This is a genomic window from Nocardioides sp. Arc9.136 (assembly GCF_030506255.1).
Taxonomy (GTDB): Bacteria; Actinomycetota; Actinomycetes; order Propionibacteriales; family Nocardioidaceae; genus Nocardioides.
Genome location: NZ_CP113431.1, coordinates 2,162,814 through 2,175,860, shown reverse-complemented (window position 1 = coordinate 2,175,860; position 13,047 = coordinate 2,162,814). Strand labels below are relative to the sequence as shown.

The following is a 13,047-nucleotide window of genomic DNA, read 5'->3' as shown; positions in this document are numbered from 1 at the left end:
GGGAGTTCCGTTGGCCGGGAGCGGGGGAGCGCGCTGCCGGGGTCGTCCTAGGGTCGTTCGGACCCCGGCACCAGGACTCGCCGCGCCCAGGCCGCGAGCCCGGCAGGCAGGGTCGCGGAGCAGTGGGCGGCCGCCTGCCTGCTCGCGTCGTCGAGGGCGTCGGCGCAGGCGAGGGCAGCGGTTCGGAGGTCGTCGAGCCCGAGCCCCGCGACCGAGGCGTCGACGCCGCGGGGGAGATCGGTCGGGTCGAGGCCGAGATCGAGGACCTGGGACAGCCCGTGCTGGGGGTAGGTCGCACCCCTCGCCGCCGCCCACAGTGCCCACACCTGCTCCCGCGCCTCGTGCAGCCGGTGGTGGGCCTCCCAGGCGGACCCCCGACGCAGGTGCTTGTCGACGTCCAGGAGTGCACGCCACCCGCGGAAGGCCCAGGTGGTGACCTGCTCGGCGCTGACGAAAGTGGCCGCCGGCGAGTCCTTCCAGTCCTTCCTGTCCGGACTGCCTGAGCGGTGGAGCGGCACGAAGTCGGGCGCGGCGTCGCCCCGGCGCACCTCGCCCTCCGCGATGATCGCCAGGTCGAGCTGGACCCCGTCGCGCAGCTGGGCGAACAGGCGTCGGATGAAGAAGGCGTCGGTGAGCGACTCCTCCCGCAGGGCGTCGACCAGGTCGTCGCGGAAGAGGTCGACGAGTGCCGACTCGACCTCGCGCACCCGACCCGCGCCCGCCGCGCCGCGCGGGCACTCGACCCCGACGGCAGCGTCGACGTCGGAGTACTCGTCGGCCGCCGAGCGTCCCAGGGAGCACCCGACCGACAGCGACGACACCGCGGGTGTGGACTCGGCGAAGCCCAGCAGCCTGGTCAGGGCGTCGCCCTGGCGCGACAGCTGGGGAGGAAGCATGGCGATCCACGAACGTCCGTCCGGCACGGGTCCATCATGCGGGGAGAGCGCCGAACCGGGGCCCGGATCCGCACTACATGACATAATGTCAGTTATCGGCACTCTGGGACAGGGCGACGGTGGGGGCCGGAAGGGGTCACCTCTGTGGCGAGTGCACCTTGTCGGCCTCGATCGTGACCAGCACCCGGTCACCGGACCCGCCGAAGCCCGGGTACGCCCGGCCGATGTAGCGCTGGGACAGCTCGTCGACGTGCTCGGCGGCGCCGTCGGTCGTCGTGCGGACGACGCGGCCCCGGACGGCCCAGTACCGAGCCGGCGCGTCCGGATCGGCGATCGCGACGGCGACCCGCGGGTCACGAGCGATGTTCCGGGCCTTCTGGTGCGTGGAGACGATGTTGACGACCACGTGCTCGCCGTCGGTGTCGACCCAGGTCTCGGTGACGTGCGGTGACCCGTCGGGCATCAACGTCGTCACGAAGCACAGGGCTCGACCGCGCAGCAGCTGGACCAGGTCGTCGGGCAGTGTCGTCACGCGGGTGCTCCTGTGTCGTCGTCCGGTGCGCGCGGACGGCCCACGCGCTCGCCACGCTACGCGGTCAGGAAGACCCGGAGCGCCGAGACGAACGCCTCGGGCTGCTCGGAGTGCACCCAGTGCCCGGCCCCCTTGATGGTGACCAGGCGGGTCCGCGGGAAGAGCCGGCGCATGGTGGCGTCGTGCTCGGGACGGATGTACGGCGACCGGTCGCCGGCCAGCCAGAGCACCGGGTGGTCGAACGACTCGCCGCCGATCACCGAGGTGTCGGGGAACCCGCCGATCGTCTCCAGCTCGGCACGCAGCAGCGCCAGGTTGGCCTGCCAGCGGAAGTCGGGCCCGTGGGACCGGAGGTTCTGCAGCAGGAAGCCGCGGACCCGCTCGTCGGGGATGTCGGCGGTCAGCAGCCGGTCGGCGTCGGCGCGCCGTACGACGGCGGCCAGGTCGAGCCGCGAGAGGCTGTCGAGCAAGTGCTCGAACTCCCCCGTGCCGCCGCTGCCGGTCGGCGAGATGTCGACGACGACCAGCCGGTCGACCAGGTCCGGGTGCCGCAGCGCCAGCACCATCGCGACCTTGCCGCCCATCGAGTGGCCCACGAGGTGCACCGGGCCGTCGGCCGCGAAGCCGCGGCGCAGGTGCTCGGCCACCGCGTCCGCGACGTCGACGTAGTCGACCGAGTCGGTCCAGCCCGAGCGGCCGTGGTTGGGCAGGTCGACCAGCAGCGAGTGCAGGTCGGGCTCCAGCGCCCGCGCGGCCTGGGTGAAGTTCTTGCCCTGGCCGAACAGGCCGTGGAGGAACACCGTCCGAGCGCCGCCGGGACCGCCGACCTCGGTGCTGTGGACCGTCCGGGTCTCCTCCGTGCTCACGGACCGCAGCCTAGGCGGCCGGCCCGGGTCGTCCGGACGGACCGTCCGCGTGACCCATCTGGGTGACCGCCGGTGTGTTGTGGCCCACACGCCGTACGCCGGCGCCTACGGTCGGGACGACGACCTCGGAGGCCAACACCATGTGGGACACCGTCCAGACCAACGCCCGACCGATCTCGCACGACCTGCCGTGCGCCCAGTGCGGCCACGCCGCGCACACCTACCTCGCGTGCTCGGACACCTGCGACTGCCAGCCGACGCGGGCCCTCGCCCGCACCTGACCGCCCCGACTCCTCAGGGAGAACCGGCACCTCTCAGGGGTTGCAACCCCTGAGGAGCACCGGATTCCCCGGGGCCCCGGGGAATCCGGCACCCCCGCCGCTCCCCGCTTCCCTCACCCGCGGAACGTCACGTCCACCGCGGCCACCTGCTCGAGGGCGGGGCGGTCGGGGGCGCCGTCGGTGACGCCGCGCGACCAGGCCATGTGCAGCTCGTGCTCGCGCAGCTCGAGGACGGCGAGGTTGTTGTCGTACCAGGGCCCCTGCGGGAGCCGCCACCGCAGCGGGCTGCGGGGCACCCGCCCGCCGAGCAGGCGCCCAGTGGGCCGGGCCTGGCCGTACGCCGCCAGCGCGGTCGCCACCCGCATCACCCGCGGCAGCGGGTTGCGGATCGGCGAGCAGACCGCCTGGACGATCCGGCTCTGCGCGGTGCGACCGCTCGCGGGGTCGGGCTCGGCGATCGCGACGTAGCTGTGGTGGACGTCGCCGGAGAGGAACGTCACCGTCCGGGGCGCCTCGCCCCGCTCCCCCGCGGCCACCTCGACGACCATCCGGCCGACCTTCTGGAAGCCGTCCTGGAAGGCCGCCCAGTGCTCCAGGTCAGCGCCCTGGCGCGCGCGCTCGCCGAGCGGCTTGAACAGCCGGCCGAGCCGGCCCTGGGCGAGCGCCTCGCTGAACGCCTCCGCGTGGTGCAGCGCCGGCGCGAGGAGGAACGGCAGCGACGTGCCGATCAGCAGGTGGTCGACGTCGCCGCGCATCCGCTCGTCGAGCCAGGCCATCTCGGCGTCGTCGAGCATGCAGCGCTGGTCGGGGGTGAGCACGCGGGCCGCGCGCGAGTCGACGACGACCAGCCGGGCCTGGGTGTCGAAGTCGCGGCAGAAGCTCCAGCGGTAGCTGTCCGGCGCCTGGTCGGCGCGGTCGGCGAGCGCGTCGACCTCCGCGGTCGCGTCCAGCTCGTCCTCACCGTCCCAGGAGGTGATCCGCTGCCACAGCGGGTCCTCGGCGCGCTCGGCCGGGCTCAGGTTGCCGATGTGCTGGTGCACCCAGTACGACCCCAGGCCGCCGACGACGCGGCCGTGCCACCAGTCGGTGGCCTCCATCTCCGCGCGCCAGTCGGCGCTGGTGTTCCAGTCGTCGCGGATGTCGTGGTCGTCGAAGATCATCGCGCTCGGCAGCGTCGACAGCAGCCAGCGGTTGGCCGGGTCGTCCCAGGCCAGGCGGTAGAGGTGGGCGTACTCCTCGTAGTCCTGGAGCTCGTACCACGGCGCCTGCTCGGGGTCCCGTCGCTGCTCGATGAACTCCTTCATCTCGTCGCTGGTGTCGTCGGCGTACACCTGGTCGCCCAGGAACAGCACCAGGTCGGGCCACTCGTGGTCGGCGACGCCGGCGCTGGTGTCCCCCGCCAGGTGCAGCGCGTAGGCGCGCAGGGCGTCGACGCCGTGCAGGTCGTTGCCCGCCTGGTCGTGGGAGACGCTGACCCGGCAGGATCCGAAGAGCATCCGCAGCGGCCGGCCGGCCTGCATCGTGCCGATCACCGACGGCGGGTACGGGCTGTCCGCGGGCGGCCACACCTGGTCGCCGTCGACCTCGACGACGTACGGCGTGCGGGTGCCGGGCTCGAGACCGGTCACCTCGACCAGCGCGTAGTGGTGCCCGTGGACGGCGAACGTGCGGGCCTCCCCCGACGCCGCGCCGGCCCGCACGGTGACGCGTGCGGCGTGCTCGGTCTCCACCCAGACGGTCGCGCTGGACTCGTCGACGAACCGCAGCAGCGGTCCCAGCCGGAGGTGGCTCACGGCTGCAGCAGCACCTTGATCGCGCGGCGCTCGTCCATCGCGCGGTAGCCGTCGGCCACCTGGTCGAGGGGCAGCGTGAGGTCGAAGACCCGGCCGGGGTCGATGGTGCCGCTGAGCACCAGGTCGAGCAGCTCGGGCAGGTAGCGGCGGACAGGGGCCATCCCGCCGGCCAGCCCGACGTTCTTCTGGAACATCCGCCCCACCGGGAGCTCCACCCCGTGCGGCACGCCGACGAACCCGACGGTCGCGCCGGGGCGGGCGACGGCGAACGCGGTGCCCATCGCCTGGTCGGTGCCCACGCACTCCAGGACGGCGTCGGCCCCGATCCCGGCGGTGATCTCCTTGATCGCCGCGGCGCCCTCCCGGCCGCGCCCGGCGACGACGTGGGTGGCGCCGAAGGCGGTGGCGATCCGCTGGCGCGGCTCGTGGCGCGACATGACGACCACCTTCTCGGCGCCCATGACCGAGGCGGCCAGGACGCCGCAGAGGCCGACGGCACCGTCCCCGACGACCACGACGGTGTCGCCGGCCTTCACGCCGGCGGAGACGGCTGCGTGCCAGCCGGTCGGCATCACGTCGGACAGCGCGACGAGCGACGGGACCAGGGCCGGGTCCGGCGCCCCGCCCTTCCCACCGTCGACGCGGACCAGGCTGCCGTCGGCGTGCACGACACGGGCGTACTCCGCCTGGCCGGTGGTGGTCATTCCGAGCTCCACGCACGCCGAGTGCACGCCGGCGAGGCAGTGGGCGCAGGTGCCGTCGCAGTGGTCGAACGGCACGACGACGAGGTCGCCGACCGTGATGTCGCGCACCTCGCTGCCGACCTCCTCGACGACGCCGATGCACTCGTGGCCGATGGTGTCGCCGGGGGTGATCGGGCTCTCGCCGCGGTAGGGCCACAGGTCCGAGCCGCACACGCAGGACGCGGTGACGCGGACGATCGCGTCGGTGGGCTCGATGATGGTCGGATCGGGTACGTCGGTGAACCGGATGTCACCGGGACCGTGGATGGTCGTCGCGCGCATGGCGCCATCCTGCACCCCGTCCGGCTGGTCCTCCACGCCGTCCGACACGCCCGAACCGGCCGAGATGGCGTTATCTCACATGTGAGTTACCGTGGTCGGCATGACGCAGACCCAGGACTACAAGGGCCGCATCGGCAACCTCATCCGGGACGCCCGCAAGCACCGGGGACTCACCCAGCACCAGCTGGCCGACCTGCTCTCCACGAGCCAGAGCGCGATCAACCGCATCGAGAAGGGCCAGCAGAACCTCTCCCTCGAGATGATCGCGCGGATCGGTGCCGCGCTCGACTCCGAGATCGTCGCGCTGGGCGCCGGCCCGACGCACCTGCGCGTCACCGGCCCCACCACCCTCTCGGGCCGGATCGACGTCAAGACCTCGAAGAACGCCGGCGTCGCGCTGCTGTGCGCCTCGCTGCTCAACCGCGGCCGCACCACGCTGCGCAAGGTCGCGCGGATCGAGGAGGTCAACCGCCTGCTCGAGGTGCTCAACAGCCTCGGCGTGCAGACCACCTGGCTCAACGCCGACAACGACCTCGAGATCGTCCCGCCGCGGGAGCTCGAGCTCGGTGCCGTCGACGAGACCGCTGCCCGCCGTACCCGCTCGATCATCATGTTCCTCGGCCCGCTGCTGCACCGCGCGGACACCTTCGAGCTGCCCTACGCCGGCGGCTGCGACCTCGGCACCCGCACCGTCGAGCCGCACATGGCCGCGCTGCGGCCCTTCGGCCTCGAGGTCAAGGCGACCGACGGCTCCTACCACGCCCAGGTCAACCGGGCGATCGAGCCGGGCCGCCCGATCGTGCTCACCGAGCGCGGGGACACCGTCACCGAGAACGCCCTGATGGCCGCCGCCCTCCACCCGGGCACCACGGTCATCCGCAATGCCTCCTCGAACTACATGGTCCAGGACCTCTGCTTCTACCTGCAGAAGCTCGGCGTGCAGGTCGAGGGCATCGGCTCGACCACGCTCACCGTGACCGGCCTGCGCGAGATCGACGTCGACGTCGACTACGCCCCGAGCGAGGACCCGATCGAGGCGATGTCGCTGCTGGCCGCCGCGATCGTCACGCAGTCCGAGATCACCATCGAGCGGGTGCCGATCGAGTTCCTCGAGATCGAGCTCGCGCTGCTCGAGGAGATGGGCTTCTCCTACGACCGCTCCGAGGAGTACGTCGCGCTCAACGGCCAGACCCGGCTCGTCGACATCACCACGCACCCCTCGGTGCTGCACGCGCCGCTGGACAAGGTCCACCCGATGCCGTTCCCGGGCCTGAACATCGACAACCTGCCGTTCTTCGCGGTCATCGCGGCGGTCGCGCAGGGGCAGACGCTGCTGCACGACTGGGTCTACGAGAACCGCGCGATCTACCTCACCGACCTCAACAAGCTCGGCGGCCGGGTCAAGCTCCTCGACCCGCACCGGGTGATGATCGAGGGCCCCACGTCGTTCTCGGGTGCCGAGCTGATGTGTCCCCCGGCGCTCCGCCCGGCCGTGGTGATCCTGCTCGCGATGCTCGCCTCGAAGGGCACCTCGGTCCTGCGCAGCACCTACGTCATCCACCGTGGCTACGAGGACCTCGCCGAGCGCCTGAACCTCCTGGGCGCCAACATCGAGTCCTTCCGCGACATCTGAGCCGACCGGGCGACGTGAGCGCGGCGGCGGTCACCGGGGCGGCCATACTGCTCCGGTGACCGCACCTCGGACCGGCTGGGCCTACCTCGACGAGGTGCTCGCGACGCCGGGGACGGTGCTGGCCTTCGCCCACCGCGGCGGCGCCTACCACCCCGAGATCGAGGGGCTGGAGAACACCCGTGCGGCGTTCGCGCACGCCGTGGCCCTGGGGTACCGCTACCTCGAGACCGACGTCCACGTCACCACCGACGGCGTGCTGCTGGCCTTCCACGACGCCGTGCTCGACCGCGTGACCGACGCCGAGGGCGTCATCGAGGAGATGTCGTACGCCGAGGTGCGACACGCGCGGGTGGGTGGCCGCGAGCAGGTCCCCACCCTGGCCGAGCTCTTCGCGGCGTTCCCCGACGCGCGGTTCAACATCGACCTCAAGTCCGAGGGCGCCGCCGACGCGCTGGCGCGCTTCCTCGACGAGCACGGCGCGCACGACCGGGTGCTCGTCGGCTCCTTCGTCCAGGCGCGGATGCGACGGTTCCGGGCGCTGACCCGCGGCCGCGTCGCGACCGCGGCGACGCCGGCCGAGATCGCCGCCTTCCGGCTGCTGCCCAGCGGGCGGCTGGCCGACCTGGTGACCCGGGGCCGCGCGGCCGCCCTCCAGGTCCCCCACCGTCGCGGCCGGTGGGTCGTGGCCACCCCCGGCCTGGTGCGCCGTGCGCACGCCGCCGGGCTGCACGTCCACGTGTGGACCATCGACGCGGCCGACGAGATGGAGCTCCTGCTCGACCGCGGGGTCGACGGGCTGATGACCGACCGCACCGACGTGCTGCTGGACGTGCTGGTCCGCCGAGGACAGTGGAGGCAACGAACGTGAACCCGACCCCGATCGCCGACCTCGAGCCGCTCAGCCGGGCGCGCGAGCAGCGGGCCTGGTACTGGTACGACTGGGCCAACAGCGCCTTCGCCACCACGGTGGCCGGCGTCCTCTTCGGGCCCTACCTGATCGCCGTCGCCGAGGAGGACGCGGTCGACGACCGGGTCTCCCTCCTCGGGCTCAGCCTCGCGCCCGGGTCGCTGCCGGCGTACGTCATCACCGCCTCCACGCTGCTGGCCGCCGTCCTGCTGCCGCTCCTCGGCGCGGTCGCGGACCGGACGTCGCGGAAGAAGGACCTGCTGGCCGGCTTCGCGTGGGCCGGGGCGGCGGCGGGGGCGCTGCTGTTCTTCGTCACCGAGGACAACTGGCAGCTCGGGGTCGCGGCGTTCCTCGTCGCCAACGTCTGCTTCGGGGCGGCGGCCGTCGTCAACGACGCGATCCTGGTGCAGATCTCCGACGAGCACGAGCGGGACCGGGTCTCCTCGCGCGGATGGGCGTTCGGGTACGCCGGCGGCGGGCTGCTCCTCGCGGTCAACTTCGTCGTGGTCAGCGCCCACGACACCTTCGGGCTCACCGAGGGGATGGCGGTGCGGCTGAGCATGCTCTCCGCGGCGGTGTGGTGGGCCGGGTTCACGCTCATCCCCTGGGCCCGGCTGCGCAACCACCCGCCTGCGGACGTCGAGCCGGTCGAGGGCGGCGTGGTGCAGCGCAGCTTCGGCCAGCTCTGTGTCACGCTGCGCGAGCTGCGGCAGTACCCCGTCGCCGTCACGTTCCTGCTGGCGTACCTGTTCTTCAACGACGGCATCCAGACCGTCATCGGCCAGGCCGCGGTGTACGGCGAGGAGGAGCTCGGCTTCGAGACCGGCACCGTGCTCGGCACCTACCTGCTGGTCCAGCTGGTCGCGGTCTTCGGCGCCCTGCTCTTCGGTCGAGCGGCGGTGCGGGTCGGCGCCAAGAAGGTGATCCTGGCCGGCCTGGCCGTGTGGAGCCTGATCGTCACCGCGGCCATCTTCATCCCCGACGGAGCGCTCGTGCCGTTCTTGCTGCTCGGAGCGGCCATCGGCGTGGTGCTCGGCGGCACCCAGGCGCTGGCGCGCTCGTACTTCTCCCTGCTCGTCCCGCGCGGGAAGGAGGCTGAGTACTTCAGCTTCTACCACGCCATGGAGCGCGGCACCTCGTGGCTCGGGACGCTGGTCTTCGGCCTTGTCTACCAGTTCACCGACTCCTACCGCCCGGCGATCTTCGCGCTGATCCTGTTCTTCGTCGTCGGCGGCCTGCTGCTCGCCCGCGTCGACACCGCCCGCGGCATCCGCGACGCCGGCAACCGGATGCCCGCGGTCGCCTGATCGCCCCGCCGGGCGCGCGGCCGGCATCGGTCCGGCGTCGGGGAGCTTCAGCGGCCAGCCGATGAAGCTCCCGGTTGGACGATGAAACTTCAGCGGCCAACCGGGAGTTCCATCGGCCAGCCGATGGATCTTCCGCGCCCCGCCACTCCCCCGACCCGCCGCCGCACCGTGTGCAGTCCCCGCGGTTGGGGCACCGAGTGACCGACGCCGCTCGATTGTCGGAATCTTGGGCGGCTCAGTACCGTTGAACACTTCGAGTTGTCAATGGCTGATACCAGAACGGGAGGCGTTCCATGGCTGAGCGCACACTTCGTGGAGCGCGGCTCGGAGGCCAGAGCTTCGAGGACGAGCGTGGCATCGAGTTCGCCGCCCGCCAGCAGGTCGGGTACCGCTGCAAGCAGGGCCACGAGTTCGAGATCACGATGTCGGTCGAGGCCGACATCCCCGCCGTGTGGGAGTGCCCGCGCTGTGGCGCCGAGGCGCTGAGCACCGCCGGCATCCTGCCGGAGGAGAAGGCCGAGAAGCCCGCCCGCACCCACTGGGACATGCTGCTCGAGCGCCGCTCGGAGAAGGAGCTCGAGGACATCCTCAAGGAGCGCCTGGAGCTGCTGCGCGGCGGCGAGATCGGCCCGGCCCACCTGCACCGCGCCAACGCCAAGAAGCGCAAGGCCAGCGCCTGAGCGCTCCGGCCGCAGCCCTGACCTCCGGCTAGGGCTCGTCCACCACGTCGCCCCGGACCACGTCTGGTCCGGGGCGTCCGCCATTTCCGGGGCCCTGACGTGGCGTGCGCGGGAAGCCGGGACCGCCGGGGCCGGCCATGACGAGGCGCCGGGCGACGACGGAGGTCAGCAGACGGCGGAAGAACGGCCGGGTGACCGGCAGGATGAGCAGGATCCCGAACGCGTCGGAGACGAAACCGGGGCTGAGCATGAGCGTGCCGCCGATGAGCACGAGCGCCCCGTCGGCGATCTCGCGGGCGGGCATCCGCCCCGAGGCGAGCGTCGTGCGCAGCGCCGCCCAGGCGCGGCCGCCCTCGCGCTTGATCAGCCAGCTGCCGAGGATGCTGTCGAGGACGAGCAGGACGATCGTCCACCACGCGCCGATCACCTGGCCGACCTGGATCAGGACGTAGATCTCCGCGAGCGGGACCGCCACGAACAGCACGAGCGGCAGCAGCGTCCACCGCCGGCGGCGCGACGTACGGGCAGCGGGGTGCGGGCTCGCCATCAGGGCCGCCTCCGGCGCCAGGCCCGCCGCAGCTGGGCGCGGCGCTCGGCCAGGCCCCACTGGGTGATCCGCTTGAGCGACTCGGTGGCGACCGCGCCGCTCATCTTCGAGTCGCCGCGCTCGCGCTCCACGAACTCGATCGGCACCTCGACGACCCGCAGCCCTGCGCCGAGGGTGCGGGCGACGAGGTCGGTCTGGAAGACGTAGCCGGTCGAGCGGACCGCGGAGAGGTCGAGCTTCTCGAGCGTCTGCCGCCGGAAGACCCGGTAGCCCGCCGTGGCGTCGCGGACCGAGATCCCCAGGAGGAGCCGGACGTAGAGGTTGCCCCCGCGGGAGAGCGCCTCGCGGCGCAGCGGCCAGTTGACCACCGACCCGCCCCGGACCCAGCGCGAGCCGATGACCAGGTCGGCGTCCTCGAGCGCGTCGAGCAGGCGGTGCAGCTGCTCGGGCTGGTGGGAGCCGTCGGCGTCCATCTCGCCGATGACGTCGTAGCCCTCCTCGAGCGCCCAGGCGAAGCCGTGGAGGTACGCCGCGCCGAGCCCCGCCTTCTCGGTGCGGTGCAGCACGTGCACGTGGTCGTCCGCGGCCGCGAGCCGGTCGGCGATGTCGCCGGTGCCGTCGGGTGAGGAGTCGTCGACGACGAGCACGTGAACGTCGGGCTCGGCGGCGCGCAGCCGCTCGACGATCCAGGCGATGTTCTCGGCCTCGTCGTAGGTCGGGACGACCATCACGACGCGGCCCCGTGGCTGGCTCACCGCACCCTCTCCTGCTCCTCGCTCCCCTGCACCGCGACCGGCTCACCGGCGGGTGCGGGCGTCTCCCGTCTCCGACGATACGTGAGCACCGCCGCGACCAGGCCGACACCCGTCGCGATCGCACTGAGCCACCCGACCCAGGGGCCGAGCAGCACACCGGGCGTGGTGCCGGACCACAGCCCGACCTCGGCGACGAGCACCTCCTGCGTGCGGGGCGCGGCGCTGGACACGACCTCGCCGTCGGGCCCGATGATCCCCGAGACGCCGTTGGTGGCGGCCACGACGACGTTGCGCCCGGTCTCGATCGCGCGCAGCCGGGTGATGGCGAACTGCTGGTCGATCTGGTCGGTCTCGATGAAGGTCGCGTTGCTCGTCTGGACCGTCAGCAGCTCCGCGCCGTTGCGGACCTGCGCGTGGATCCCGTCGTCGTAGGCGACGTCGAAGCAGATCGCGTCGGCCACGGTCGTCCCCGCGATCCGCAGGGGCGTCGTGCGGGTGCCGCTCATCATGTCGCGGGGGATCATCGCGAGGCGCCCGAACTGGCCGGTGAAGAACTCGCGGAACGGGATGTACTCGCCGTACGGCACCGGGTGCCACTTGGTGTACCGCTCCCCCGGCCCCGTCACCGGGTCCCAGACGATCCCCTGGTTGAGCACGTTGGTCTGCCCGGCGTCGACGATCGCGCCGACCAGGACCGGGACGCCGACGGCGTCCACCGCCCGGCGGATCCCGGCGTTGGTGGCGGCGTCGGCGAAGGGGTCGACCGCGGTGGAGTTCTCGGGCCAGACGACGAGGTCGGGTGGCGGGATGGCGCCCGCGGCGACGTCCTCGGCCAGGGCGACGGTGGCCTCGACGTGGTTGTCGGTGACGCCGCGGTAGTCATAGAGGATGTCGTTGCCGGGGCCGGGCACGTCCCCCTGGACGGCGGCGACCGTGACCGTGTCGGCGCCGGACCCAGCGGGGTCGGCGGACGGCACGTCGTAGGGCACCGCGGCCGGCAGCACGGCGAGGACCGCCACGGCGGCCAGGACGACCGCGGCGCGCACGGCCCCCCGGTCGCGGGCCCGGGCCAGGGCCAGGAGGGCGGCGGCGAGCAGGAAGCCCAGCAGAGCCAGCAGGAAGCTGACCCCGACCATCCCGACGTAGGCCAGGGCCGGCGCGACCGGGGTGTCGGCCACCGCGAAGGCGAGGCGACCCCAGGGCATGCCGCTGAAGGGCCAGCCGCTGCGCCAGACCTCGGTGGTCGTCCAGGCCGCCGCGAGCCACACCGGCCAGCCTGGCAGCCGGTGGAGGTACGCCGCGGCGGCGCCCAGCAGGCCGTAGAAGACCGACTCGACGCCGGCCAGGGCCAGCCACGCGTCCGTGCCGACGGCGGTCATCCAGTGGATGTGGGGGAAGTAGAACGCGACCCCGAAGACCAGTCCGACGAGGAACCCCGAGCGGGCCCGCAGGCCGCGGGTGGCCACCGCGAAGCCGGCTACCGCGACGGGCACGACGTACGCCGCGGCGACGGGCTCGAAGGCCAGGGCCAGGAGGACACCGGCCACGAGGGCGACGAGGCACCGCTTCAGCACGAGCCCGACCGTATCCGGCCGGCCTGAGCGGCGGGCAGCGGAGTGCCCCCGAGTCCCTTCGGGCCATCCGGGCCACCGCTGGGTGCAGGCGCCGGGAAGTTGTCTAGGGGGCTCGGGGTCACTCCGCGTCCGACCTCGTGGTGCGGACCGACCTCCGCGAACAAGGCCGGAGCGGTGTTGGGCACCACACCCCCCGGCCCGGTCACTCGGACGTCGGTCCACAGGCCACGCTGTGCCTGGGCGGACGGGAC

The 13,047-nt window shown here is 72.8% G+C and carries 13 protein-coding genes; 5 read left to right on the top strand and 8 right to left on the bottom strand.

Annotated features, from left to right (window positions below):
* Positions 1–47: 47 nt before the first annotated feature.
* From OSR43_RS10610 to OSR43_RS10600, 3 genes are all read right to left on the bottom strand, one after another.
* Complete coding sequence (locus OSR43_RS10610; protein WP_302271496.1) at positions 48–923, bottom strand: hypothetical protein; 876 nt, start codon at positions 921–923, stop codon at positions 48–50.
* Positions 924–1,032: 109 nt separating this feature from the next.
* Positions 1,033–1,428, bottom strand: coding sequence for a PPOX class F420-dependent oxidoreductase (locus tag OSR43_RS10605; RefSeq protein ID WP_302271494.1), 396 nt, complete (start codon positions 1,426–1,428; stop codon positions 1,033–1,035).
* A gap of 56 nt (positions 1,429–1,484) precedes the next feature.
* Entirely contained in the window at positions 1,485–2,294 is an 810-nt protein-coding gene (locus OSR43_RS10600; protein ID WP_302271492.1) for an alpha/beta fold hydrolase, read from the bottom strand.
* Between the two features lie 140 nt (positions 2,295–2,434).
* Here OSR43_RS10600 and OSR43_RS10595 point away from each other — a divergent pair, with 140 nt between their 5' ends.
* Complete coding sequence (locus OSR43_RS10595; protein WP_302271490.1) at positions 2,435–2,575, top strand: hypothetical protein; 141 nt, start codon at positions 2,435–2,437, stop codon at positions 2,573–2,575.
* A 113-nt stretch (positions 2,576–2,688) separates the two neighbouring features.
* Here the strand turns inward: OSR43_RS10595 and OSR43_RS10590 are convergent, their stop codons facing one another.
* Both OSR43_RS10590 and OSR43_RS10585 read right to left on the bottom strand, forming a co-directional pair.
* The gene (locus OSR43_RS10590) at positions 2,689–4,368 is read right to left on the bottom strand and encodes an alkaline phosphatase D family protein (RefSeq protein WP_302271488.1); all 1,680 of its coding nucleotides are present in this window, start codon (positions 4,366–4,368) and stop codon (positions 2,689–2,691) included.
* The gene (locus OSR43_RS10585) at positions 4,365–5,393 is read right to left on the bottom strand and encodes a zinc-dependent alcohol dehydrogenase family protein (RefSeq protein ID WP_302271486.1); all 1,029 of its coding nucleotides are present in this window, start codon (positions 5,391–5,393) and stop codon (positions 4,365–4,367) included. Before OSR43_RS10585 ends, OSR43_RS10590 begins: the two co-directional genes overlap by 4 nt.
* 100 nt (positions 5,394–5,493) lie before the next feature.
* Here OSR43_RS10585 and OSR43_RS10580 point away from each other — a divergent pair, with 100 nt between their 5' ends.
* The 4 genes from OSR43_RS10580 to OSR43_RS10565 all read left to right on the top strand — a co-directional run bounded on the left by OSR43_RS10580 (position 5,494) and on the right by OSR43_RS10565 (position 9,920).
* Entirely contained in the window at positions 5,494–7,026 is a 1,533-nt protein-coding gene (locus tag OSR43_RS10580; RefSeq protein WP_302271484.1) for a UDP-N-acetylglucosamine 1-carboxyvinyltransferase, read from the top strand.
* A 55-nt stretch (positions 7,027–7,081) separates the two neighbouring features.
* Positions 7,082–7,894 carry a glycerophosphodiester phosphodiesterase gene (locus tag OSR43_RS10575; protein WP_302271482.1) on the top strand — a complete coding sequence of 271 codons (813 nt, stop codon included), beginning with the start codon at positions 7,082–7,084 and terminating at the stop codon, positions 7,892–7,894.
* A complete protein-coding gene (locus tag OSR43_RS10570) occupies positions 7,891–9,240 on the top strand; it encodes an MFS transporter (protein ID WP_302271481.1) in 1,350 nt (449 codons plus the stop codon). The genes OSR43_RS10575 and OSR43_RS10570 overlap by 4 nt, the downstream gene beginning before the upstream one ends.
* Positions 9,241–9,533: 293 nt before the next feature.
* Positions 9,534–9,920: an RNA polymerase-binding protein RbpA gene (locus OSR43_RS10565; protein WP_154614289.1), complete on the top strand. Its 387-nt coding sequence runs from the start codon at positions 9,534–9,536 to the stop codon at positions 9,918–9,920.
* Positions 9,921–9,948: 28 nt separating this feature from the next.
* Here OSR43_RS10565 and OSR43_RS10560 read toward each other — a convergent pair whose 3' ends face one another.
* The 3 genes from OSR43_RS10560 to lnt are packed head-to-tail and all read right to left on the bottom strand — an operon-like array spanning position 9,949 to position 12,796.
* On the bottom strand, positions 9,949–10,467 hold the full coding sequence (locus OSR43_RS10560; protein ID WP_302271477.1) for an FxsA family protein: 519 nt from the start codon (positions 10,465–10,467) through the stop codon (positions 9,949–9,951).
* Complete coding sequence (locus OSR43_RS10555) at positions 10,467–11,222, bottom strand: polyprenol monophosphomannose synthase (RefSeq protein WP_302271475.1); 756 nt, start codon at positions 11,220–11,222, stop codon at positions 10,467–10,469. The genes OSR43_RS10560 and OSR43_RS10555 overlap by 1 nt, the downstream gene beginning before the upstream one ends.
* Positions 11,219–12,796, bottom strand: a complete 1,578-nt coding sequence (gene lnt / locus OSR43_RS10550; RefSeq protein ID WP_302271473.1) for an apolipoprotein N-acyltransferase — start codon at positions 12,794–12,796, stop codon at positions 11,219–11,221. The genes OSR43_RS10555 and lnt overlap by 4 nt, the downstream gene beginning before the upstream one ends.
* Between the last annotated feature and the right edge of the window lie 251 nt (positions 12,797–13,047).